This window comes from Mesorhizobium sp. DCY119 (assembly GCF_003590645.1).
In the GTDB taxonomy this organism is placed as follows: Bacteria; Pseudomonadota; Alphaproteobacteria; order Rhizobiales; family Rhizobiaceae; genus Mesorhizobium_M.
On sequence record NZ_CP031834.1, the window covers coordinates 3,988,492 to 4,012,714 of the forward strand.

The window sequence follows — 24,223 nt, forward strand, 5'->3', positions numbered from 1 at the left end:
ATGGCCTATTTTCGCCTCCGCACCGACGCGCAAAGCTGGTTCTCCGAGATCGCGGACGCGCCGCCGTTCCGCACCAAATTCGACGTCTTTTACCTGTGCCTGCTCGCGGGCCTCGCCAGTGGGCGCGCGACCGAACTGGCCGGAGCGACGCATCCCGCGACCGATCTGGTCGAGAAGTTCGTCGAGGATTATCGTCCGGCGAGCCGCCTAATTATCGGGCTGCTGGTGACCGCTGAGCTCCGCAAGAGCGGCATCGACGTCAGCGAAAAGGCGCAGGTCCGCGCGCTCTTCAAGCGGCTGGTCGATTCCGAGAGTCCGAACAGCCTGACCGAGCCGGGAATGCGGCGGCTCAACGCCTATGCAAGTGGTGGCTATGAATATCTCGCCGAACAGCGTGACATGAAGCCCTATACGGCGGAAGAATTCATCCAGAGCTATACGGCGTTGATCGGGGACGCCATTGCGAAGGCGGCGCTGGGCTAAGCTGTTGCGCGTGCCGGCATTGGCCCGGCTCGCCTCAGTCGCGTGCACTCCTCAATGATAAGCGAGGCGGCAGCACCCATTTGCGCCTCGGTCGTGAACCGCCCGGGCGCGATCCGGAACGCCCCCCGCGCTCGCTCGGTGTCGCCGAACATCGCGAGCAGAACGTGCGAGGTCTCGATCTTGTCGGTCGCGCATGCGCTCGACGCGGAAAAGCTCAGCTGGTCGCGAAGGCAGCGCATCAACGCCAGGGGTTCCAGTCCCGGAATCGAGAAGGACAGATTGTTCGGCAGACGCTTGGTCGGGTGACCGTTGAGCACAGCGCCAGGCACACGTTCCAGCACGGCGTCGCGGAAGGTGGTGCACAGGCTGGACAATCGCACTGCCTCGGATTTCGCTGTCCGCTTCGCGATCGCCATCGCGGTCCCCATGCCGACGATCCCGGCCGGGTTGAGAGTGCCGGGCCGCAGTCCACGCTCCTGGCCGCCACCAAAGAGCAAGGGCGTGAGCTTCACCCGTGGTCGCCGCGCCCGCACGTAAAGTGCGCCAATCCCCTTTGGGCCATAGGCTTTGTGTGCGGACAGGCTTGCGAGATGGATATTGTCACGCTCCACATCGATATCGCCATAGGCGGCGATTTGCGCCAGATCGGTGTGGAAGATCACGCCGCGCGCCGCGCACAGAGCGCCGATCTCCTGGATCGGCTGGAGCGATCCCACTTCGTTGTTCGCCGCCATGACCGACACCAAGGCAGTATCGTCGCAAAGGCTGTCTGCAATGGCCGTCACGGAGACTCGGCCATCTTCACCCACCGGTACATAGGTAACGCGCCAGCCCTCGCGTTCCAGGGCGCGCGCCGGCTCGAGTATGGCGGGATGCTCGATCGCCGTCGTTACCAAATGCTTCTTGTCCGGATTGGCGCGCGCGACGCCGAAGATCGCGAGATTGTCGGCCTCGGTGCAACTGCCGGTGAAGACGATCTCATTCTCGTGCGCGCCGATCGCATCGGCAACAAGCGCGCGAGACATGGCGACCGCGCGCGCCGCCACGTGACCATCCTCATGCGCTACGCTCGACGGATTGCCGAAGATCTCGCGGAGATAGGGATCCATCGCTTCGATCACACCGGGATCGATTGGCGTCGTCGCATTATGGTCGAGATAGATCCTGTCCATGGCAGCGGTCAGGCGGCCAGCGGCACGAGCCGGAGCAGGTCCGTCGGCGATTTCGCGCGCACGGCCAGCGTGCCGACACCGCGATGGATGTGACCGCGCAAACGGTCGATCAGCGCCCCGTCACCCAGCTCGCTGTCTCCCGATTGGCCTTCCTCGACCCAGCGCAGCAACGCGGCGATCAGGGCGCCATATTCACCCGTCAGCGTATAGGAGTTGAACTCGGACCCGTCTTCGTCGGGTGTCGCTGCGCCGCCTAGTGGTCCTTCTTCCAGCGATATCATGATCGCCATGCGGCAGAGCAGATTGGGCGTGATCCCGGTGCGCTGTCGCAGCGAGCGCAGCTTGCTCGTCGCGTCGCTGGAGATCTTAAGCTTGCTGTAGTGCATGAATCCTCCCCGCGAGCTCGGTCGCGAAATAGCCGTTCGAAACCACCGTCCGTCCGGCCTCATGGTCATAGTCGAGCCTAAACGCGTGAGACACGCTCGGGGCCAGATCGCGCATCAAGGCCTCGTCGATCTCGGTGTCGGTCGACAGCAGGATCACCTGGTGCGAGGCGGCGGGGAAATAGCGGCCAGTGAGCTTCGCGCGATGCTCCGAATCCAGCCGGGCGAGCGGCGTATCGATGATCATCGGCAGCGGCCGGCCGCTCGTCCGCGCCAGCGCCCAGAGCATCGCGATGGCGTAGATCTGCTTTTCGCCGGCGGACAAGGCGGATTTCGGTATCTCCCTGTGCCCCCGGTCGATCAGGGTCGTCGCAAATGTGTCAGGATCGATGCGCACATCGACAATGAGATCGGCCTTGCGTGCGAGCCGGTTGAAGCAGTTCACAAATTCGGTGCGGAGCTGACCCAGCTTATGCTCGAGCAAGCGCTTCTCATAGTCGGCCAGCGCTTGCGCGGTTCGCGCGGCAAGCTCCGCGCGCTCCATCGCCTTGGCCGAACTGGCCTGCTCGTCTTCGAGACGGCGCCGGTCGCGATCAAGAGTGACCATCTGGCCACGCAGCAATTTGAGCTCTTCCTGCCGCGCGTTGAGCGTTGCCTCGGTCGCACCGACCTTTTGTTCCGCCAAACGCAGCTCATCGAGCAACACCCCGGCCGCCGCATTGTCGGCGCGGGCAAGCGCGGTATCGAGCGCCCGCACCTTAGCAGTCAGCGCGTTTAGATCCTTGAGCAAGGCGCGTGCGCGCGGACGAACGTCCAACTCCACCTCGGCCAGCCGGCTCAGTGTCGCAGCGCCATCGCCGACTTCCCGAAAGGCGGCATGGCTCTCTGCCTGCGTGTCCGGCAGCGACTGCGCATCGAAGAAATGCTGGAGATCGGACCAGTGCTTTGCGTCCCACTTGCCTTGCCGCTGTGCAGATTTGTCGGCGCGCCAGGCGACCAGTAGGCTCTGCACATGCATCATCGAGCTTTGCTGCCGTTCGGGCCCATTGGCCTGTGCCAATGCTGCACGGAAGCTGCCGACCAGCTTGGGCGCCAGGGCGAACGGCAGCAGCTTGTTCGATAGGTCTCGCAACTCGTGCTCGCAACGGGCGATGCCCCGCTTGGCCTCGTCGCGTTCCGCCTCGGTCCGCGCCCGGTGCAGCGCAACGTCGCCGCCCTCCGCAACGAACTGGCGCCGCACCCGCTCGGCCTGGCGGGCCTGCGAGTCGCGCGCCGACACCAGCTCGGCCACCGCATCGCCAGTCTCCTCGGCGCGCCGGGCGGCGGCTGCGATCGCGCGGTTGACCGCTTCCAGCTTCGCGGTCGACGCCCCATCGCCTTCACGCAGATGCCGCGCCAGATAGAGGCCGAGATCAGCGCGGAGGCGACCCACCAGGTCAATCCCAAGCAATCCCCGCATCGCTTCGGCGAGGTGCTCGTTCTCGGCTTCACCGTCGGCGATCTCGCTGATCTTCTCGCCATCAAAAAAGAAGAGCTGCGAAACTCCAGGCGGGATCAACTCCTGCAGAAAATGGTGCCATTCCTCGCGCGGGACGGAGGTGACGGTCGTACCATCCTTTTCCAGCAGCAGGCTTTCCGCGAGGGTCTTCCCGCGCACCGACCATTCGCGGCGCACCCGATAGCGATGCACGACGCCGGCTTCGGCATAGTCGAACTCCAGGCCGACCGCCGCGGTCATCGTCCCAGCGTCGCGATTGATCCGGCCGCGCAGATAGGCTTCGTAATCCGACTGGGCTACGCGCGCGCCCAGCGAGCGCCGGCCATAAAGGGCAAGGCGGACGGCCTCCAGGAGGGTGGTCTTGCCCGCTCCATTCTTGCCGCCAACGAGCACAATCGGGCACGCACCGCCCCGCCGGCTGCGCGGCACGAGGTCGATTTCCGTCGTTCCGGCATAGAGGCCAAAATTCTCGAGGGCTACGTTCCGCAAAATCATTCGGCACCTTCGCGTGTCGCGAACGAAGCGAGCATCCCGTCTCCTTCCTCTTCGAACTCGGCGCCTTCCAGTTCGACCGCGAGGCGGCCCGACAGCCGCTCGGCAAGCACGATGTCCAGGCCCCGCCATTCCTGCTGGAACAGATCCTCAATGCGGGTATGGACCGCGTGACGGCGCTTCAATCCGTGCGCGGCGCGCTCGACGTCGAGCAGCTTGATGACAAGCTCGGTCGGTACCTCGTGATCGGCGCAGATCGCATCGAGCAGTTGGCTGTCATCGGCGGTGAAGGTGACGGCATCCTCGGCAATCCAGTTGAGATCGCGGCCAAGCACCTCGCGTACAATCTGTGGCACGGAGTCCGCCCAGTCGCCGCGCTCGGCGCGCCAGATCCGCCGGATTTCATGCAGCTCTGCATCGTGGACAAGCAGGGTCTCGTCGCCCGGAGGCGCCTCGCGTTGGACGCGGATCTGAGTTTCCAGCAGCCGGCGCAGCAGGCTCTTGCAGAAGTCCAGCGTATAGGGGCCCGGCACCGGTGTATCAGTCCCCTTGATGAAGGCGACTTGGCCGCTGCGCCGCCTGAAATCGCGGTAGAGCCTTTTCTTGTCGGGCGCCTGCGTCTCGGCCAGCAAGTCTCGGAATTCGAGCAGCGGCTCGAGCCAGTCTTCGCCAGAATCGATCATCGCTTCCATCGATCGATCGCGTTCCACCACGGTGCAAACCCAGCATCCGAAACGCGAATTCCCGCAGCTCGGGGTCGTGGTATCGACCACCAGCGGGCATTCGCCTGCCTGCGCGTTGCGGTACATCGCGACAAGATCGCGATTGTCATTACCCCAAGGCGACGGGTTCTGAAGCAGATAAGTCCAGACGTCATCGGTCGTGAGCGCCTCGATCGGCCCGTAGACAAAGGCGTTCGAGAGCGAGGAATGCCGCGAAAGCGGCGATCCCTTGATCCGGTGGAACGACATGACCTGCGCGCGAGTCGCACTTTCCGACGACCGAACGCCCAGGATCATCACGACCTCGCCGAAATCGGCGACCTTGGATTTGATGAAATCATTGGCCGGCTCGATCTTGAGGCGCTCGGTACACCAGCGGAAGCGCCGCGACGGCGCTGGATATCCCCGGCCGATCATATTAACCCAGAAGCTGCGATCGACCGTCGGCATGACCTTTTCGGTCTTGATAGGCAGGCCCTGTTCGGCCGCGGCCTTCTCGATCCGCTCCAGCGTCACGTCGATGTAGCGCACGATGACTGGCGTCTCGACCAAGGTATCGGAACTGATCACGTAGATCGGCTTTTGGCGCTGCTCGAGCGGCAGGGCCAACAGCGCCTTCCAGACCATTTGCAACGCGCAGGTCGAGTCCTTGCCGCCTGAATATCCGACTACCCAAGGCCGGCTATCCGACAAATAGACCTGCTGGATTTCGCGGTAGCGAGCATCCAACCCATCCCCATCGAGCACAGAAGTCCTCGCCATCAGCTAGCCGCCTTCAACTGAGCATTTCCCGTCGGTGCGTAGAGATCTTCAACGCGTTGACCTTCCTGACTGAGCGGCAGACCCAAGGCGCGCACGATCACGTTGGTCACTAGGGTCACATTGTTCTTCGATTTGTTGACCTTGCCGGCCACAAGCGCGCGGTTGTCCCACAGCGTGCGATTGGCCCGGGCCCAGTCGATTGTACGCAGCTTGGCCAAGCGCTTTGCCCAGTCTCGCGGATGCGCCTTGATCAGCTGCGACCCGGCCTTCGCGATCGCCAGCACTGCGACACCATGCGCATGGATATAGTCGCGGCGCAGCTCGAATGAAGAAACTTCGCGCGACCCGACACGCTGCCAGTCAGGCATTTGCGCGATGACCGCGTTCCAGAATGCGATAGATAGCGCCTTGTCGTCTGCGTTGATTGTCCCCGACTTCGACTTGCCAATCAGCTCGCCGGTCGCCTGATGCAGGCTGCTCAGCGTGAAGAACTTAATCGAGCGGTTGGAAATGCTTGTACCGTCGTAACAAGTGAAATCCCGTAGCAGCGGGATGGATCTGACGACCTCGCGCGACAGACCGGACAGGGCGTCACGGTGATTGTACAGGATCTTGATCGAGCGCGTCGGACGGACCGCGTGGATGTTAAGATCGGCGAACATCTGCTGCGAGCGGGTCAAACCCTTGTCGACGAACACGACGACCGAGATGGTCTCGTCGCCGAGCGTCGGGCGTTCGCGGACCGCTTCCTCGATGGCTGCGCGTCGGTGCTGACCGTCATTGATTAGGATCGTCGCACCCATGTCGATTCGAAGCTGGCCTACCTTGCGCAAAGGACCTTCGGTTGCGGCTGGCTCAAACTCGATCTCTCCATCGATCGATGCACAGAGCGAGGAGAGGATATACTCGCTCGAATTCCCCGTGATGTAGTTGGCGATCGCCGGGACACGAGCCTTGTTCAGGACGCGTTGCGCGCGCAACTCGGCCGGCATCGCCTCATCATCGAACTTGAAGAGGCGCGGAACCACCTTGAGTGGCACCATGATCACGTAGTAGGAGCTGCCTGCCTGCACGCCCCGAATGGCAGTAAATTCTAGGCTGTTGCCGTCCATCGAAAAAGTCCAGAATGATGAGCGTAACCCTACGCCGCAACGTCCATGGAAGTCAATTATTTATTGATGGAAGTGTGTTTGTAGGGCCGACTTCACTTCCATCGTGACCGCCCTTGGAAGACCCTATATCACGGCTGGCCCTCACGCGAGCGCGTCTGCCACATATTACGCGCGCGTGTGTACTGCGGATTCGGGCGCATCGGTTAAAGCGAGAAAAACAATGGTAACCAGCGCGATGAACGATGAGCAATCAAATGCGCTGCTGCTGGCCGCCTATAATCAGAATTGGGAGACTTTCCGCTCCCTCAATAATCTGATGTGGCAAATTCCGCTGATTGCAATGACCCTGACAGGAGGACTCTGGTTCGGTGTCTCCACTGTCAAAGACATGCCCTTCTTTGCGGCCGGCCTATTGTTCCTCGCAGGTTGCGGGAACGTCGGCCTCATGCTGACGCTACGCCGCCTTCGTTACATCATGGCCCAGTACCTCCAATGGTCGAAGACAACGTTTGCAGCAGGCCATGTCTCTGCACCTGGTGGACCCTGGTTTACCGGGAACGAGACGGTTCGCCACATATTCCAAACGCTCCTCGGATTGGCGGCGACCACCAGCTTCGTGCTACTCGTTGTAACAATGACAGAGAACACCCTCCCCCATGGCGCGCCGGCCGGCGACCAGGCGATCGCCTATTATGACCGTCATGCGGAAGAACTCGCCGACAGCTATGAGGGCATCTCGTTCGAGAATACCCACCCAGCCCTGGCGAGTATGCTGGCAGGCAAGCCGCCAATGCGGATTTTGGATGTCGGTGCCGGCACCGGCCGCGATGCGGCGGCGCTCGCGCAGCTTGGCCATCACGTGGTTGCGGTTGATCCCTCCGCCAATATGCTGAAGTTGGCGCAAACCCTCCATCGAGATACACGTATAGAGTGGCTGTCGGACGCCCTCCCCGGCCTCAACAAGGTTCGGGGTGAGCCATTCGATATCGTGCTGTTGAGTGCGGTTTGGATGCACATCCCGCCCTCAGAACGGGCTCAAGCTCTTAGGCGGATTTCGGCACTGATCACGCCGTCGGGCAAGATCTATATCAGCCTCCGCATGGGGCCTGGTGATCCCGCCCGGGGTATCTGGCCGGTCAGTTCTGACGAAGTCGACAGGTTGGCCGCGACCCAGGGCCTCACGATGACTAATCTAGGAGCACAACCCGACCTGCTCGGTCGCGCCGAGGTCTACTGGGAGACACTACTCGTCGGCAGGTAATTGCCATTGCCGGCCCACGCAAGTGGCCCTGGAAGCTTGATCTTTGTGTCGCTCGGCACTCCACAAACTTTTCGCGACTTTGAAGAGCAAGACTTCGCCGTTCTCGCGCCAAAGCTGGAGGACAAGGAGTGCTCTATCGACACCCGCGTTCGAGACTGTAGTCTGCGGTAATGACTTTTAACGGCGATCCAGCAAAGCCGCTACCGCGAGGAAAAGCACGAGGTGAGCGCGGAGGGAGCACCGGCTATCTGCGGCTGCGCTCGTTCCTCAACGATTCCATGTCGATGAGCCATGTATATCAGCCTCTGATGATCAGGACGATCCTGGCCGGCGGCGGCGCGGCCACGCGCCGTCAGATTGCCGCCAACTTCCTCGCGGCGGACCTCAGCCAGCTCGAATACTATGAGCAGATTACCAGAGGCTATCCGACTCATACGCTCAAGCGTCATGGCATCATCGAGCACAGCCGGGGCGTCTATCGCTTCTCCCAAGATATCCCCGTGCTCAACGAGTGGGAGCGTGCATCGCTGATGGCGTTGTGTGATGCCAAGGTCGCTGAATATGTCGCCCAGCGTCAGGACGCCATCTGGCATCATCGCTCGCAGAATTTCGACCCCATTCCCGGTACCCTCCGTTACGAAGTCCTCAAGCGAGCGCATGGGCGATGCGAGGCGTGCGGTATCAGCAATCAGGAGCGAGCGCTCCAAGTTGACCATATCATCCCCCGCACTAGAGGTGGGTCGAATGATCTGTTCAATCTGCAGGCTTTGTGTAGCGTCTGTAATGCGCAGAAGCTCGATCGAGATACTACGGACTTCCATTCCGCGCGCATCGCTTACGCGCTGCGCGACGACAGCTGTCCGTTCTGTACCTTGCCCGGCGAGCGGATAGTAGCCAAGAACGAACTCATCCTTGCGATCCGTGATGCCAATCCAGTTACTGCAGGCCACACACTGCTAATCCCGCATCGTCATGTTGAAGATCAGACGGGCCTATCGCAGCCTGAGATCAATGCTCTGCATGCGCTCCAGACGCAAATTATCGGTCAGCTTAGGGAGGAGGACACTACAATCAGCGGATTCAACTTCGGCAGCAACGCCGGCGCACCAGCCGGTCAGACGATTTTCCACTGCCACATTCATCTCATCCCGAGGCGAATTGGGGACATGGAGAACCCGAGGGGTGGCGTTCGTGGGGTAATCCCTAACCGTCAGGTATACTAGCCGGGGTACAATAGCCGGATTGTGCTCATGCTATCTTGGCCGGCAGCCGCACTCTCGTTCCGGCGACCTCCTTGTAGTCGGCCAGCAACTTCGAGTCGCTGCCGAGACCGGCCATGTGGAACATTAGCCGCCGCAAGAGCGGCTTGCCACGGGGAACTATCACGCCACGCGCTGGATCCCAGATTACCCCACGGTATGGCGGGGCTGAAATGTCCACTGGCATTGCTCTTAGCTTCGCGACTGCCTGCGGGATAGTGAGTTCACGCTCATCGGCAAAGGCGACAACAGTCCGGGTGAAGTTCTCGAGCCCGATGGAGCGGAAAAGGATATGCCCTCCGCTCGCACTACGGTGCTTCCTCGTGACCGCTCTGGGGTCTTCGGCCGTCCTCACATCTGCCACCGCTTTGAATGCCGTGGCCAGCGCGGAAAAGTAGTCGGTCGCCAGCTCGTGGAAATGATCCAGCCGGGCATCGGGCGGGCGATTGAAGCGTAATGTCCTATCAGACCGCTTTCCGATCTCATGAAGGAACAAAATCTTGAGGACGTCGTAGAGCGTGGCGATCGTCATCAAGGCGGTTTTGTTCGCGACGGGCATGCTCAGGCTTGAAATCACTGCCGTGCGCGGATCCCGGAAGGCGGAATCATTCTCAACTAGACGCCGGGCTACGATCGCCATCGCGTCATCCTCGTCGAGTGCAATGATGTCGAGCTTCTGCACCGGTACAGCAGTCTTGTTGAGCGTAGTGAACAACCGACGCGTTCTTCGCCTGCCGGCGGCATCGTTGCGATGTGCCACTAGGACCACAGGGAGGGTGTCGTCGCCGAAGTCCAGGTCCTCACTAGTTGCTTGGCGAATTCCGGCGAGGCGATGCTGTCCGTCCAGGGCGAAAATGCGTTCCTTTCCCGAGAGCATCAGGAATCCAATTCCCTCCTGGGCTTGCTCCGATAGCAACCGCAGGCGCGACGGGTCGCTTGGCGCCCGGAAATTACCGATTTCCAGCCATTCCGGGGATCCGCCATATGTGGCGAGGACCAGTGAGTTGAAGAACCGGTCAGGCGTATTCGACAAGTATTCGGCGATATGCTTTGCCCGCTTGCCGGTCAGGCGGCGTTGGATGAGCGCTGACAGAGCTTTGTCGGGATGAATCTCCTCGGCGTAGCGCACGCGGGCACCAATTTCTGCGACAGGGACGATGCAGACATAGTAAACCCAGGTTCCGAAGGAACCCCTGAGCGCCGCGAGGGTGAGCGAGCCCGGCATCAGCTTAGAAGGCCGCTATGATAGTGGGAGCAAGGTCGGCGTCGAAGTCCGTTCGGTTGACGGGAGGAATGACGGCGCTGATGAAGGCTGTCTCCATCATCTCTAGATCCACGTTCGCCTGCGGCAAGGGTACGAAATTAAAAAACAGATCATTCCGCCAGTTCTCCAACAAGAACCTGATTCTTGCCCTTCCTGTGTCGTTCCGCTGGTGGCCTAGATACTGCCCGAACCTCTTTCTGAGATTTGCATTCTTTGATTCGTGCCCGGTGATTCCGACGTACATCATGTATCCGTGGATCGGTAGCTTGCTGGGATCGAGTTCGACAGTAAATACGTAAATTCCTCGCTCCGTGGGCACGAGAGCCTGGCTCCCTTTTTGGAAACGCACCTTTTGCCATTGTAGCTTGTGGCGACTCTTGAACCGACGCCAACGGCCTATGTCCATGTGGAACGCCGCAAATTCGCCCTTCAGCTTCTTTGTCGACCTGACCAGATCAAGCTTGCCTGCCACTCGTCTTAACCCCCCGCGATTCTATCGATCCAATGCAATATATTCGCCCGCTATCAACAAAATTTGGATTAACTTGCGACGGGACGTGCTGTCACCTGCCCTGAGTTTGAGCAAGCCGTGAGACATGATCAACACCTTCGGCCTGCGTGAAGGGTGCTGAACGGCGCGAGTATCGAGAGCGCAGCACTGCAAAAGCTCAAGACGTTACCCAGATTCGCAATAGCGTCGGCGTTCGCTTGAAAGCTCGGTCTTTCGAGCCCCTGTTGAGGACAACCCAGTCGCCAGTGTCGAAGTCCCTGCCCAAACCCGCTACAGCGACGCGACGGCGGCATGGCCGCAGCGCAGATCGGCGTGGGCGCGGTGATCGAGGGCATGTCCGATCGCACCCGGAACTTTCTGCCCTCAAAGTTGGCAGCGGCTACGACACGCGCGCTGCCGAGCCACCGACCGCCACCGGCTTGCCGCGCAGATCCGGGTCGTCGCGCTGTTCGACCGAGGCAAAGAAGGCATCCATGTCGATGATCTTCCGAAGGATGGCCGTGCCCTGCCTCCTCCGCTTATCTTCCTGACCGTTGTCAATTCGCCCACAGCGCCGTCCCTGCGTCAGCGGTCGGCATAGCAAAATATACCACAACTCGATGGAGTGCAGTCTGGGATCAACTTCGATGCGCCGCGACGAGTCCGATTGACTCCTGCACTCCAAGAGAACAAATAAGGAACATATCAGCCCCGAAATCCATTGGGAAGACTGTTTGAGAGTAATTGATTCATGGGTCAGCCCGCCGCCAGCCCTGCTATCGCTGCGCTTCGTGAGCGAATCGCACGCCTCGAAGGCGGGCCGGCGCGCAACCGCGCGACGCTTCCGTTCGGCGTTCCCTCGATCGACAAGGCCCTGCCGGGAGGCGGGCTGGCGCTCGGTGCATTGCATGAGGTCGCGGGCGGCCGCAACGGGGCGATCGATGGCGCAGCGGCAGCGCTGTTTGCCGCCGGCGTCGCCGCGCGCACGAAACGCAAAGTGCTCTGGTGTGTCACCCGGCAGGATCTCTTCGCCCCTGCCCTCGCCCAGGCCGGACTGCTGCCCGGCCGCGTCGTCTATTTCGAGGCCGGTGACGAAGCCTCGGTGCTCACCTGCTTCGAGGAAGGTCTTCGCCATGGCGGCTTAGGAGCCGTCGTCGCCGAGCTGGCGCGCTTGTCCATGGCGGCGTCCCGCCGGCTGCAACTGGCCGCCGAGACGTCCGGCGCTATCGGTATCGCCATCCGCCGCTGGCGTCGACAGATCGAGGCGACCGATTTTGGACAACCGACCGCCGCGGTCAGCCGCTGGCGCGTGACCGCCCTTCCCTCCCGCCCCTTGCCAGTCCCCGGCGTTGGCCGCGCACGCTGGCAGCTTGAACTGATCCGGGTGCGGGCTGGAGAGAGCGCCGATTTTGAAGTGGAGGCCTGCGATGACAAGGGTCGTCTCGCTCTATTTTCCGACCTGGCCGACCGATCGTCAGCGGCGCGCAATGGGCCAGTCCGCGCCATCGGCTGAAACGCCGATCGTCATGCTCGGCCGGCAGGGAAACCGGCGGATCGTGCTGGCGGCCGATGTGGCGGCGCGCGCGGCGGGGCTGCGAGTCGGCATACCGGCGAGCAAGGCGCAGGTTCTTGTGCCTGGCCTCCTGAGTTTTGACCTGGATCCGGCAGGCGATGCCGAGGCGCTCGACAGAACGGCGCTCTGGTCGCTGCGCTATGCGCCGATCGTCGCCGCCGATCCGCCCGATGGCCTGATCATCGACACCACCGGCGCCGAGCATTTGCATGGTGGCGAGGAGACGATGCTCGAGGGGTTGGTGTCGCGCATGGCAGCGTCCGGCATAGCGGCCCGGGCGGCGGTGGCCGGCACGTGGGGCGCCGCCCACGCCTGTGCGCGTTTCCTGGCCAGACCCACCTTCGTCGCACCCGCGCGACAGGATGCGGCGATGATGCGCGATCTGCCGATCGGCGCCCTGCGTCTTCCTCCTGACATTGTCGAAGGCCTTCATGCGCTCGGCTTCGAGCGCGTGGCCGACGTCGAGGCGGCTCCGCGCGCCTCTCTCACCCTGCGCTTCGGGCCCGAGCTCGGCCGCCGTCTCGACCAGGCGACAGGCCGGCGCAGCGAACCCTTCGATCCCATCCGGTCTCCCGAACTCGTCGAGGTGCGCCGAGCCTTCGGCGAGCCCATCGGCGCCGCCGAGACCATCGCCCGCTATACCGGCAAGCTCGTCACAGCCCTCTGCGAAGCGCTTGAGGCCGAGGGGCTCGGCGCCCGCCGGCTCGACCTGCTGCTTCACCGCGTCGACAACCGCATCGAGGCCATTCGCGTCGGCACCGCCGTCCCGGTGCGCGACGTCAAGCGGCTGAGCCGGCTCCTCACCGACCGCATCGAAACAGTCGATCCCGGCTTCGGCATCGAGTTGATGACGCTGACCGCGACGCTCGCCGAGCCCTTCGGAGCCAGGCAGATCATCTCTTCGCTGGTCGAGGAACCGGAGCCCGACATCGCCGATCTCATCGACACGCTCGCCAATCGCATCGGCGAACAGCGGCTCTATCGGTTTTCCCCAGTCGAGAGCGACGTGCCCGAACGCTCGTTTCGCCGCGTAGCGGCGACCGCGCCCGATGACGGGACAAGCTGGCCGGGCGAATGGCCCCGCCCGCCGCGCCTGCTTGCGCATCCCGAACCCATCGAGACCATGGCCCTGCTGCCCGACCACCCGCCGGTCTGGTTCAGCTGGCGCGGTATCCGGCGTCGTGTCGCGCACGCCGACGGTCCCGAACGCGTGTTTGGCGAATGGTGGCGGCGCGATGCCGAACTGATCGCCGTCCGCGACTATTTTAAGGTCGAGGACGAGTCAGGCGATCGTTTCTGGATCTACCGCGCCGGCGATGGCGAAGATCCGGATACGGGCTCCCACAAGTGGTTCCTGCATGGGGTCTTCGCATGACCGCCCCGCGCTATGCCGAGTTGCAGGTCACCAGCCACTTTTCGTTTTTGCGCGGCGCCAGCTCTTGCGATGACCTCTTCGCGCAGGCTGCCAGGCTCGGCATCGAGGCTTTGGCGGTCGTCGACCGCAATTCGCTCGCCGGCATCGTCCGAGCCCATCAGGCCGCCAAGGACACTGGCATCAGGCTCATCGTCGGCTGCCGCCTCGATCTGGTTGATGGCATGTCCGTGCTGGTCTATCCGACCGACCGGGCCGCCTATTCCCGGCTCTGCCGGCTGCTGACCCTGGGCAAGAAACGCGGCGGCAAGGCAAAGTGCCTGCTCAAATGGAGCGACCTCGCCGACTACGCCGAAGGCCTGATCGCGATCCTCGTTCCCGATCCCGCCGACGACACTTGCGCGCTGCAACTGCGCCGACTGCGGGAGACCTTCAGCGACCGCGCCCATCTGGCACTCACATTGCGCCGCCGCCCCAACGACCAGCTTCGCCTGCATGAACTCGCCAACCTGGCCACCAGGATGCGGGTTCCGACGGTGGTGACGAACGACGTTCTGTTCCACGAGCCCGGCCGGCGCATCCTGCAGGACGTAGTGACGGCCATTCGCCACAACATCACCATCGACGAGTTGGGGTTCCGGCGCGAGCGCCATGCCGACCGCTATCTCAAGCCGCCCGAGGAAATGGCACGGCTGTTCTCGCGCTACCCGGAAGCGCTCGCGCGCACGCTCGAGATCGCTCGGCAATGCCGCTTCTCGCTTGACGAACTCGCGTATCAATATCCCGAAGAGAAGATGCTGCCCGGCCTGACGGCGCAGCAGGCTTTGGAACAGCTCACTTGGCAAGGCGCGGAGCGGCGCTATCCCGAGGGCGTACCCGACAAGGTGGTGGCGCTCATCAAGCACGAACTGCGCCTGATCGAGACCCTGCGATACGCCCCCTACTTTCTGACCGTGAACGCCATCGTGCAGTTCGCGCGCAGTAGGGACATCCTGTGCCAGGGCCGAGGATCGGCCGCCAATTCCGCCGTCTGCTACGTGCTCGGCATCACCAGCATCGATCCCGAGCGCAACAATCTGCTGTTCGAGCGCTTCGTCTCGCAGGAGCGCAACGAACCCCCGGATATCGATGTCGACTTCGAGCATGAGCGGCGCGAGATCGTCATGCAGTGGGTCTACGAGACCTATGGTCGCGACCACAGTGCGCTGTGCTCGACGGTGGTGCGCTATCACACCAAAGGTGCGGTCCGCGATATCGGCAAGGCCCTCGGCCTGCCCGAGGACGTCACCAAGATGCTCTCGTCCCAGGTCTGGGGCCACGGCGAAGGCATCGACGAAACCCGCGCCCGGGAGCTCAATCTCAACCTGGCTGATCGCCGGCTGCGGTTGACGCTCGAACTCGCGCAGCAACTCGAGGGTACACCACGCCACCTGTCGCAACATCCGGGCGGCTTCGTTCTGACCAACGACCGGCTCGACGACCTGGCGCCGATCGAGCCGGCCCGCATGGTCGATCGTCAGGTCATCGAGTGGGACAAGGACGACATCGACATTCTGAAGTTCATGAAGGTCGACGTCCTGGCCCTCGGCATGCTCACCTGCATGAAGCGCAGCTTCGATCTGCTGGCCGAACACAAGGGGATGACCCTCGACCTGGCCACCATCCCGGCCGAAGACCCGGCGATCTACGCCATGATCCGCAAGGCGGACACGATCGGCGTCTTCCAGATCGAGAGCCGCGCCCAGATGTCGATGCTGCCCCGCATCAAACCGCGCACCTTCTACGACCTGGTCGTCGAGGTCGCCATCGTGCGGCCCGGCCCCATCCAGGGCGACATGGTCCACCCTTATCTCCGCCGCCGCGAAGGTAAGGAACCGGTCGAGTTTCCAACGCCCGAGCTCGAGCGCGTGCTCGGCAAGACCTTGGGTGTTCCGCTGTTCCAGGAGCAGGCCATGCAGGTCGCCATGGTCTGCGCCGGCTTTTCCGCCGGCGAGGCCGATCAGTTGCGCCGCGCCATGGCCACGTTCAAGCACACCGGCGGCGTCAGCAAGTTCGGCGACAAGCTGATCGGGGGAATGATCGCCAACGGCTACACGCCGGAATTCGCGGCCACCACCTTCAAGCAACTGGAGGGCTTCGGCAGCTATGGCTTCCCCGAGAGCCACGCCGCCAGCTTTGCGCTCATCGCCTACGCCTCGAGCTGGATGAAATGCCATCATCCCGATGTCTTTTGCTGCGCGCTGCTCAACTCCCAGCCGATGGGTTTCTACCTGCCGGCCCAGATCGTGCGCGATGCCCGCGACCATGACGTTGAGATCCGCCCCGTCTGCATCAATGCCAGCCGGTGGGACTGCACGCTGGAGCCGATTGGCGAGGATGGAGCCTTTGCCGTCCGCCTCGGCCTGCGCCTGGTCAAGGGCCTGGCCAATGCCGACGCAGCCGCGATCGCCGCGGCCCGAGCCGACGAGCCCTTCGCCTCCATCGACGATCTTTGGCACCGCGCCGGCGTGCCGGCGGCATCGCTCGTCCAGCTCGCCGAGGCCGATGCCTTCCGTCCCAGCCTGGGCCTGGCGCGCCGCGAGGCTTTATGGGCGCTCAAGGGCCTGCGTGACGAACCCTTGCCGCTCTTTGCGGCCGCCTCGGCCCGCGAGCGGCAGACAGTGTCGGAAATTCACGAGCCTGCCGTGGCGCTGCGGTCGATGACGGCCGGCCGGGAGGTGGTCGAGGACTATGGCCATGTTGGTCTCACCCTGCGCAACCATCCGCTCTCGTTCCTGCGGGCCGACCTTGCCCGGCGTCGTATTGTCACCTGCGCCGAGGCGATGCAGGCGCGCGATGGCCGCTGGCTGGAATCGGCGGGCCTCGTCCTGGTCCGCCAACGCCCCGGCTCGGCCAAGGGCGTGATGTTCCTGACCATGGAAGACGAGACCGGCGCTGCCAATGTCGTGGTCTGGGTCAAGGTGTTCGAGAAATTTCGTCGCGTGCTGCTCTCCTCCTCGATGCTGAGCGTCAGGGGCAAGATTCAGCGTGAGGGCGAGGTGGTCCACCTCGTCGCGCATCACCTCACCGACCTCTCGGGGGAACTCGCCAGCGTCGGCAATCGCGATGTGGCGTTTCCGCTTCCGCATGGGCGGGGCGATGAAGCCCATCATGGCGGCCCAGGCATCGATCCGCGCAGCCTGCCCAAGGGCTTCAGACCACGTGACCTTGTCGACCCCACATTGCAGGTCGATCCTATCAAAGTGAAGACGCGGGACTTCCGGTAGATTCCTGATCGCCGGTGACGCCAATCTCTTGTGAGGACCAACTGTCGATTCAGACCGTCCTCGGGGTGGCGGCAATTTAGCCGCCCCCACCGTCTATTTGCCGTTACACAATTGCGATAGTCTTCCACTCAGATGTGTTCACAGTGAACCAGGTTCCGGTGGAGGAATATCTTGAAGGTTTTTCAGATCATCGGGGTGGGCCTGCTTGTCGGACTTGTTGTCTGGATCGTGGCTGTTTTCGCGTTCGGCATCGGCCGTCAGGCCGTCCCCGACGTGCTCGGCCTTGGCAGCGGATTCGAGGGCAACCTTCAACTCCCGGCCCAAGAGATCATCGCCACCTTGAACGCCGCTCGTGAGAAGATGCTCGGCATCAACGCTTTTGGCGGGCTGCTCCGGCTGTCAGGCGATATCGCCGGCTGGCTGAGCTTCGCGGCCACGGCGGCGATCACTCTCATCGTTGGCTCCTATGGCCGAGCTCCCGCTGCGGGTGGCGCGCCTGCGGATACGACGGGCCTTCCGGCGCGTAGCCTCCGGCTGATCGGTTTTCTCGCTGCCCTCGCCGCCATGTTGACGGCCTTCGGCAGCCTCGCCGTGGCGAACTCTCAAGACTACATCAAGCGGGCTGAAACGCTGCACACTGCACTTGTCTCGGCGCGCGCGGATGTGACCGCCGCGAAGACGCCGGACGAGGCCCAGGCGGTTCTCGACCGGATCACGCTCCTGGCCAACCAGTGAGTGCAACGCGGCTCGCGGGGGCGCTGCTCCTCTGCCTGCTGCTGGCAGGCTGCGAGGACACGGCCGAGCGGCAATATGGTGGGCTAGAACGATTTGGGCTCCTAGAGTGGCCACCCGATCATCCGGTGCTGCTGGCGGCCATCGATCTCGTCAACGATATTCTTCCCGCGGATGCGCAGAAGTTCTCGGCAGGCTGGGTGCCGGGGCAGAACAGCGGTGTTCCGGTATACGCAGTCAGGTCGCAGCTGGGGCCCACGGAGATCATGTCGACGTTCAGCGAATGCGGTTGCGTTGTGGTCCAGGCAAGTGCTCTCGACGCGTGGTTTGCGGACAAGGTCGGCACCGGAACCGCTTTGCTCACCATCGAGCCTGCTCAAATCCTCGCCTATATGCTGCTGCATGAGGCGGGGCACATTGCACGTGATGCCGCCGTCGCCGACGCTACCGAAGCGGGGTCCACGCAAGGCGGGTACAACCTTGATGAGACCGTGCAAAAACAGCGCGAGGAGGACGCGGATGAATTCGCAGCCTCCGCGATCAAGTTGGGATTGGAGGCCGGCGGCGATCGCGGCTACGCTGCGGCACAGATTTCATTGGCACTCACGAACCTGTCCTGGAATCTCACCGCGCACCGCCTTTTGGATGATTTCGGCGGCACGGTTCTGCGCAAACCATCGCTGTTCTGGGATCGCGGCCTGTCGCACCCGAATCTCGAGTGGCGCGTCCTCGTCGTCAACGACCTCATCGCGGGCACAGACACGACGCATAAGCTGCTGACGGAATTCGAGGCGGCGCGATCCCAAGGGACGGACGGGATATTATGGCAGGCGCCGCAATCCAACTGACCAGGCTGCTTGCGGTTTTTGGTCTGGCCGGCATGCTCGCGTCCTGTGACGACCCGTACGGCCCGGCAGCGTTTCTCAAACGGTACGATCTCGAGCCGACCTCGGCCGAACAGGCTCTCGTCGAGGCTGCCGCGACCGCAGCTAATTCCGTGCTGGTGTCTATTGACGGCGGCTGGGCGTTCGAGTTCGGCGGTGTGACCTCGACTGTCCCTTCACCCGTCCCAATCCTTCTCTTATCGAACCGCAACCTCGCGCCGAACGTGGATGTGATCGACGTGCCCGAGGGGTGCCGCTGCGTGCTCATCCAGGCCTCGGCGATCCGTAAATGGCTGGATGTCGCTCGCGATGCAAACGGATATGGCGATCCGTTCGACGAAACTTTTGCCCTCGCGTTCATGCTGCTGCACGAGATGGGCCACATCGCCGAAGAGGACTATGTTGATCGCGAGGGAAAGCCCGACCCGGATGGCAAGCTTGCCAAGCAGCGCGAAGAACGCGCCGACGCCTTCGCCGAGAAAGCCTTGCGAGCGGCGCTTGGTGGTTCAGGTGAGGCGGTCCAGGTCGCGCAATCGATCGTCGCCAACCTCAATGTGCTGGCCTTCAACGTCTACTACGCGAACGCGCTCTCGCAGGGCCTGTCGGAGTTAATGTGCCTCACGTCTACGCTTTACTGGGACATGGGATATTCACACCCCAACCTGGTATTTCGGATGATGACGATGGCTGGGAAATTCGTCCCCAGCCCGCAGACCGCGCAGATCGTTGCAGAGTTTGTCGACTGTCGCGGCAAGCCGGAAAGCTATTTCGAGATTCTGAAGTAAGAGCCTCAGGGTGAAGGTCGCTGACGTCAAACGAAAATGGGGCGCGACAAATTGATAGCCCTACGGCTCGTGTCGCTGCTTCATTTCAGAGATCAACCGCCTCCCGCGCTCCCAGCCACGGGCCTCATTCGGTGCCCTTGCGAATGGTCTCAGCGGCGAGCGAACCCTCCGGAAGCGGCCGCAGCAATTCCGCCTCCGGCTTGGTCAGATAGACCCAGGCCGCCCAGTCGTCCGGCTTGAGCACCACCACCTGCCGATCATGGTATGGCTTGATGTCCGGCCCGGGTTCCGTGGTCAGCATGGCGAACGACGCCGCGTGATTGCCCTGGGCCTCACGCCAGATCCCGGCAATGGCCAGGAACGGGGCACCATTGAGCGTGAAGCGGTGCTTTGTCTTTGGGTATTTCGTGCCGGTGAACTCGAAAAAGCCCGAGGCCGGAATGAGACAGCGTTTGCTGTTGGAAAAGTTGCGACCATCGGAACGGAAGTTGAAGACCGGGCCGCGCTTGGGCTGATCCGATGGCAGCCCGAAACTCATGGGCTCCAATGCAATCTCATTGTCATTTGCGGTCGCCCGCATCACTGGTGCCATATCGCTGATGCGAATCTCGTCGGCCTCGCGCAGGTCGAGGTCGGTCTGCTGCGTTGGAATGTTCAATTCCAGCGCCTGCATCATCTTGACGTATTCGACCCACTTCACGTGCTGTTCGTATGCATTGCACATGGTGATCACTCTATCGCGGGACGCGGCCGAATTCGAGACCGAGCCGCGCCGAAAAGCGGCAAGCACCGGGCCTGCAAGGCGCACAATCGGAAACCCTGCGCTCCGACTTTGCGGTTTTGCGACTTTACGGGGGAAAGCCTTCCCCCTGGTCGGCACTCTCGTTGCCGACGCACCCCCTTCTGCGGGGAGACCCCGCAACGCCCCCTTAGAGTGAGAGTGCGGACCGGGTTTGCCGTGACGGGTTGAGGGCTGGAGGAGAGGCCTCCGGCGCCCGTCGCGGAGAACCGCGATGTCCAGACATCACCGAAATGCGCGCGCCGGAGCCGACCGGACGAGCCTTTATGATGACATCACCGACAAGATCATCGCCGAGTTGGAAGCCGGCCGCGTTCCCTGGGTGCAGCCATGGGGCACGGCAGCGGCGAAGGCGCCGCTCGCCATGCCCAGGAACGTCGCAACAGCTCGGCACTACACCGGCATCAACGTGCTCCTCCTGTGGGGCGCCGTGATCGAGCACGGCTTTCCCAGCCAGGGCTGGCTTACCTTCCGCCAGGCCCTGTCCCTCGGCGGCAACGTCATGAAGGGCGAACACGGCACCACCATCGTCTATGCCGACCGCTTCGTCCCCGACGACGAAAAGCAGCGCGCCGAAGAGACCGGCGAGGAAGCGGCGGCCATTCCGTTCCTCAAGCGCTACACCGTCTTCAACGCCGCCCAATGCGAGGGTCTGCCCGGGGACGTGGCGATCGCCGCGCCGCCGCCGCCGCCCGGCCAGATCGAGCCCCAGGTGGAAGCCCTCATCAAGGCGACCGGCATCGCCTTCCGCATCGGTGGTGACCGGGCCTTCTATGTGCCGGCTGAGGACTATGTGCGGGTGCCGCCGCCGGCCGCCTATTTCGAACCGATCAACTGGCACCGCACGGCGCTGCACGAATTGGGCCACGCCACCGGCCACGCGTCGCGGCTCGGCCGGGATCTCGGCGGTTCGTTCGGCACCAGGAAATACGCCTTCGAGGAACTGGTCGCCGAGATGAACGCGGCGTTCTGCTGCGCCTCGCTCGGCATCGTGCCGACCGTGCGCCACGCCGACTATCTCGGCTCCTGGCTCGACGTGCTGCGCGAGGACAACCGCGCCATCGTCTGGGCCGCCAGCCAGGCCAGCAAGGCCGCCGACTGGCTGCTCGCCTTCCTTCCGGAAACCGACGCCATGGTCGAGACGGACCAGCCCGAGATCGACAGGAGGGCGGCATGATCCTCCTGACCGATGAACTGCGCCAGCGGCTCGTCGCCAATGGGCGCGATTCCGAAGCCGATCACGTTCCCGCGGTGAAATTCTTCAACCCGTTGGGCGAAGGGGTCTGGCTCGCCACCGAATTGGCTGCGGACGGCGACACCCTATTCGGCCTCGCCGACCTCGGCTATCCGGAGCTCGGCAGCTTCTCGCTCCTCGAGATGACCGCGGTCCGCCTGCCCTTCGGCATGGGCATCGAGCGCGACATCCTGTTTGCCACCGACCTGCCGCTTTCGGTCTGGGCCGAGGCCGCCCGCCAGGCGGGAAGCATCCGCGCAGCCGAGCGCATCCTCTTTTCCGTTGCCGGACCTCACCGGGACAGCGCCTGACGTGCCTCCCCCTGAAATCCGGAAAGCCGCCGACGCGCAAAGCCGTGTCGGCGGCTCTGTGCCCCCGCGGGTCTCTCTCGCGCGGCGCCGTCCTCAGAGTGAGAGGGCGGCGCCGCTTTTCGCGACGGGTTTGAGGTCGAGAGAGTCTCGGCCGCCCGTCGCGGAGTAATCACCATGGCGACCGCCAAGCAGAAGATCACCCTCAACGCCTCGCGCGACATCCCCTTCAACAAGCTGATGCTGAGCCAGTCCAATGTCCGGCGCATAAAGCGCGGGGAAACCATTGAGGACCTCGCGGCCTCGATCGGCCGGCGCGGCTTGCTCCAGAGCCTCAACGTCCGGCCGGTGCTGGACGGCGAGGGCAACGAGACCGGCATGTTCGAGGTGCCCGCCGGCGGGCGCCGCTATCGCGCCCTCGAACTCTTGGTCAAGCAGAAGCGCATGGCCAACACCGAGCCGGTGCCCTGCGTCGTCACCGACGCCAACAGCGTCGTGCCGATCGAGGAAGACTCGCTGGCCGAGAACTTTCAGCGCGAGGATCTCCATCCCCTCGACATGTTCCGCGCCTTCCACACCCTCGTCGACCAGGGCGCCAGCCACGAGGAGATCGGCGCACGCTTCTTCGTCTCTGCCACCTTTGTCCAGCAGCGCCTGCGGCTCGCCAAGGTCTCGCCCAGGCTGCACGAGGTCTATGAGCAGGACGGCATGACGCTCGAGCAGCTCATGGCCTTCACCGTGACCGAGGATCATGCCCGCCAGGAACAGGTCTGGGAGGCGCTCGAAAACTCCTGGTCCAAGGAGCCGCAGCAGATCCGGCGCATGCTGACCGAAACCACGGTTCGGGCCGGTGATCGTCGGGCACTGTTCGTCGGTATCGACGCCTATGTCGCCGCCGACGGCGTCGTGCTGCGCGACCTGTTCGAGGCCGACAATGGCGGCTGGCTGCAGGATCCGGCACTGCTCGACCGCCTTGTCGGCGACAAGCTCAAGTCGACCGCCGACGAGATCGCGGCCGAAGGCTGGAAGTGGATCGTCGTCGATATCGATCTGCCCTATGGCCATACGCACGGCCTGCGCACGCTCGCCGGCACGCCTGCCGACCTGACCGAGGACGAGCGGGCCGAACGAGAGGCCCTCCGCGCGGAATACGATCGGCTGGAAACCGAGTATGGCGAAGCCGACGAATTGCCCGATGCGGTCGATCAGCGCCTGGGCGAAATCGAAGCCGCGCTCGAGGCCTTCGAGGGACGGCCGATGAGCTACGATCCCGCCGAAATCACCCGCGCCGGCGCTTTCGTCAGCATCGACCGCGATGGCGGTCTGGTTGTCGATCGCGGCTATGTCCGTCCCGAGGACGAGGCCCCGGAGGTGGTTGAGGGCGACGGCGCTGAAGCCGGCGGCGAGACGGGCGGTGATGACGCCGATGGCGAGCCCGTGGTTCGTCGCACCACCATCACCATCGGTGCCCAGGCCTCCGAGCCCGACGAGGAAGAAGGCGACAGCATCAAGCCGCTGCCCGAGCGCCTGGTGATCGAACTCACCGCGCATCGCACGCTCGCCCTGCGCAATGCCGTTGCCGAGAATCCGCATGTGGCGATCACGGCGCTGCTGCACCGCCTCGTCCTCGACTGCTTCGGTCAGCGTTCCTCGACCGGCTGCGTCGAGGCCTCGGTCCGGCACATTCATCTCTCGGCCCAGGACGCAGGCCTCAAGGACAGCCCCTCGGCCAAGGCGGTCGATGAGCGTCATGAGGCGTGGAAGGGCGATATCCCGCTGGGTGACGATGACGCCCTGTGGACCTGTCTCGACGGTCTGGATGACGCCAGCCGGCAGGCGCTGCTCGCCCATTGCGTCAGCTACGGGATCAACGCCCTCTACGAGCGGCCCAATCCCTATAGCGGCAGCGGCGTTTCCCAGCACGGGCTCGACCAGCGCCTGCGCGAAGCCGATCGGCTCTCCCATGCCACCGGACTCGACATGGTGGATGCCGGCTGGCGCCCGACGGTCGACAACTATCTGGGCCGCGTCACCAAGGCCCGCATCCTCGAGGCGGTCCGCGAAGGAGCCGGCGAGCGTGGGGCCCAGCTCATCGACCATCTGAAGAAGGGCGACATGGCCAAGGAGGGGGAACGCCTGTTGGCCGACAGCGGCTGGCTGCCCGAACCGCTGCGCCTGATCGGGGATGACGCAGCCGCCGACCGGACGGCCGAGGAGGACGCGGCACTGCCGGAATTCCTCGCCGGCGATGACGCGGACAGCCCGGCCGCTTCCGATGACGAAACCGCCCACGCGGTCGCTGCCGAATAATCCCATCGGCGGGGCGGCTTCGGTCGCCCCGTCCACTCTCACCTCACGGCCCGGCGTCCTGC

20 protein-coding genes and 1 pseudogene are annotated in these 24,223 nt (G+C 63.4%); 12 read left to right on the forward strand and 9 right to left on the reverse strand.

The window, feature by feature from the left end; translation table 11 throughout:
• The gene (locus DZG07_RS19360; protein WP_119819799.1) at positions 1-483 is read left to right on the forward strand and encodes a hypothetical protein; all 483 of its coding nucleotides are present in this window, start codon (positions 1-3) and stop codon (positions 481-483) included.
• On the opposite strand, the gene DZG07_RS19365 is transcribed toward DZG07_RS19360, so the two are convergent.
• From DZG07_RS19365 to dndB, 5 genes are read right to left on the reverse strand one after another with little or no spacing between them, the layout of a single operon-like run.
• Positions 480-1,655: an aminotransferase class V-fold PLP-dependent enzyme gene (locus DZG07_RS19365; RefSeq protein ID WP_119819802.1), complete on the reverse strand. Its 1,176-nt coding sequence runs from the start codon at positions 1,653-1,655 to the stop codon at positions 480-482. The genes DZG07_RS19360 and DZG07_RS19365 overlap by 4 nt on opposite strands.
• 8 nt (positions 1,656-1,663) lie before the next feature.
• Entirely contained in the window at positions 1,664-2,041 is a 378-nt protein-coding gene (dndE, locus tag DZG07_RS19370; RefSeq protein ID WP_119819804.1) for a DNA sulfur modification protein DndE, read from the reverse strand.
• The gene (gene dndD / locus DZG07_RS19375) at positions 2,022-4,031 is read right to left on the reverse strand and encodes a DNA sulfur modification protein DndD (protein WP_119819807.1); all 2,010 of its coding nucleotides are present in this window, start codon (positions 4,029-4,031) and stop codon (positions 2,022-2,024) included. Before dndD ends, dndE begins: the two co-directional genes overlap by 20 nt.
• Positions 4,028-5,512, reverse strand: a complete 1,485-nt coding sequence (gene dndC, locus DZG07_RS19380; protein ID WP_119819810.1) for a DNA phosphorothioation system sulfurtransferase DndC — start codon at positions 5,510-5,512, stop codon at positions 4,028-4,030. Before dndC ends, dndD begins: the two co-directional genes overlap by 4 nt.
• Complete coding sequence (gene dndB, locus DZG07_RS19385; protein ID WP_119819813.1) at positions 5,512-6,624, reverse strand: DNA sulfur modification protein DndB; 1,113 nt, start codon at positions 6,622-6,624, stop codon at positions 5,512-5,514. Before dndB ends, dndC begins: the two co-directional genes overlap by 1 nt.
• Before the next feature lie 220 nt (positions 6,625-6,844).
• Here dndB and DZG07_RS19390 point away from each other — a divergent pair, with 220 nt between their 5' ends.
• Both DZG07_RS19390 and DZG07_RS19395 read left to right on the forward strand, forming a co-directional pair.
• Positions 6,845-7,885, forward strand: a complete 1,041-nt coding sequence (locus DZG07_RS19390) for a class I SAM-dependent methyltransferase (RefSeq protein ID WP_119819816.1) — start codon at positions 6,845-6,847, stop codon at positions 7,883-7,885.
• Positions 7,886-8,055: 170 nt separating this feature from the next.
• Positions 8,056-9,108 carry an HIT domain-containing protein gene (locus DZG07_RS19395; protein ID WP_119819819.1) on the forward strand — a complete coding sequence of 351 codons (1,053 nt, stop codon included), beginning with the start codon at positions 8,056-8,058 and terminating at the stop codon, positions 9,106-9,108.
• A 25-nt stretch (positions 9,109-9,133) separates the two neighbouring features.
• Here the strand turns inward: DZG07_RS19395 and DZG07_RS19400 are convergent, their stop codons facing one another.
• The 3 genes and pseudogenes from DZG07_RS19400 to DZG07_RS19410 form a co-directional block, all read right to left on the reverse strand.
• Positions 9,134-10,369 (reverse strand): DGQHR domain-containing protein, encoded by a 1,236-nt coding sequence (locus tag DZG07_RS19400; protein WP_119819822.1) that lies wholly within the window; start codon positions 10,367-10,369, stop codon positions 9,134-9,136.
• A 4-nt stretch (positions 10,370-10,373) separates the two neighbouring features.
• On the reverse strand, positions 10,374-10,880 hold the full coding sequence (locus tag DZG07_RS19405) for a GIY-YIG nuclease family protein (protein WP_119819825.1): 507 nt from the start codon (positions 10,878-10,880) through the stop codon (positions 10,374-10,376).
• A gap of 356 nt (positions 10,881-11,236) precedes the next feature.
• A pseudogene (locus DZG07_RS19410) lies at positions 11,237-11,394 on the reverse strand (DNA polymerase IV); the annotation flags it as partial.
• A 255-nt stretch (positions 11,395-11,649) separates the two neighbouring features.
• On the opposite strand from DZG07_RS19410, the gene DZG07_RS19415 reads away from it, so the two are divergent.
• The 6 genes from DZG07_RS19415 (at position 11,650) to DZG07_RS19440 (ending at position 19,510) form a co-directional block, all read left to right on the forward strand.
• Positions 11,650-12,411: an ImuA family protein gene (locus DZG07_RS19415; RefSeq protein ID WP_119819828.1), complete on the forward strand. Its 762-nt coding sequence runs from the start codon at positions 11,650-11,652 to the stop codon at positions 12,409-12,411.
• Positions 12,326-13,846, forward strand: coding sequence for a DNA polymerase Y family protein (locus DZG07_RS19420; protein ID WP_119819830.1), 1,521 nt, complete (start codon positions 12,326-12,328; stop codon positions 13,844-13,846). The genes DZG07_RS19415 and DZG07_RS19420 overlap by 86 nt, the downstream gene beginning before the upstream one ends.
• The gene (locus DZG07_RS19425; RefSeq protein WP_119819833.1) at positions 13,843-17,109 is read left to right on the forward strand and encodes an error-prone DNA polymerase; all 3,267 of its coding nucleotides are present in this window, start codon (positions 13,843-13,845) and stop codon (positions 17,107-17,109) included. The genes DZG07_RS19420 and DZG07_RS19425 overlap by 4 nt, the downstream gene beginning before the upstream one ends.
• Before the next feature lie 171 nt (positions 17,110-17,280).
• Positions 17,281-17,844: a hypothetical protein gene (locus DZG07_RS19430; RefSeq protein WP_119819836.1), complete on the forward strand. Its 564-nt coding sequence runs from the start codon at positions 17,281-17,283 to the stop codon at positions 17,842-17,844.
• Positions 17,841-18,689: a hypothetical protein gene (locus DZG07_RS19435; protein ID WP_133304763.1), complete on the forward strand. Its 849-nt coding sequence runs from the start codon at positions 17,841-17,843 to the stop codon at positions 18,687-18,689. Before DZG07_RS19430 ends, DZG07_RS19435 begins: the two co-directional genes overlap by 4 nt.
• Complete coding sequence (locus DZG07_RS19440) at positions 18,665-19,510, forward strand: hypothetical protein (protein WP_119819841.1); 846 nt, start codon at positions 18,665-18,667, stop codon at positions 19,508-19,510. Before DZG07_RS19435 ends, DZG07_RS19440 begins: the two co-directional genes overlap by 25 nt.
• Before the next feature lie 124 nt (positions 19,511-19,634).
• Here DZG07_RS19440 and DZG07_RS19445 read toward each other — a convergent pair whose 3' ends face one another.
• The gene (locus tag DZG07_RS19445; RefSeq protein WP_119819844.1) at positions 19,635-20,234 is read right to left on the reverse strand and encodes an SOS response-associated peptidase; all 600 of its coding nucleotides are present in this window, start codon (positions 20,232-20,234) and stop codon (positions 19,635-19,637) included.
• A 289-nt stretch (positions 20,235-20,523) separates the two neighbouring features.
• Between DZG07_RS19445 and DZG07_RS19450 the strand changes: the two genes are divergently transcribed.
• The 3 genes from DZG07_RS19450 (at position 20,524) to DZG07_RS19460 (ending at position 24,161) form a co-directional block, all read left to right on the forward strand.
• On the forward strand, positions 20,524-21,486 hold the full coding sequence (locus tag DZG07_RS19450) for a zincin-like metallopeptidase domain-containing protein (protein WP_119819847.1): 963 nt from the start codon (positions 20,524-20,526) through the stop codon (positions 21,484-21,486).
• On the forward strand, positions 21,483-21,854 hold the full coding sequence (locus DZG07_RS19455) for a DUF2958 domain-containing protein (protein WP_119819850.1): 372 nt from the start codon (positions 21,483-21,485) through the stop codon (positions 21,852-21,854). Before DZG07_RS19450 ends, DZG07_RS19455 begins: the two co-directional genes overlap by 4 nt.
• A 174-nt stretch (positions 21,855-22,028) precedes the next feature.
• On the forward strand, positions 22,029-24,161 hold the full coding sequence (locus DZG07_RS19460; protein ID WP_119819853.1) for a ParB/RepB/Spo0J family partition protein: 2,133 nt from the start codon (positions 22,029-22,031) through the stop codon (positions 24,159-24,161).
• Positions 24,162-24,223 lie beyond the last annotated feature (62 nt).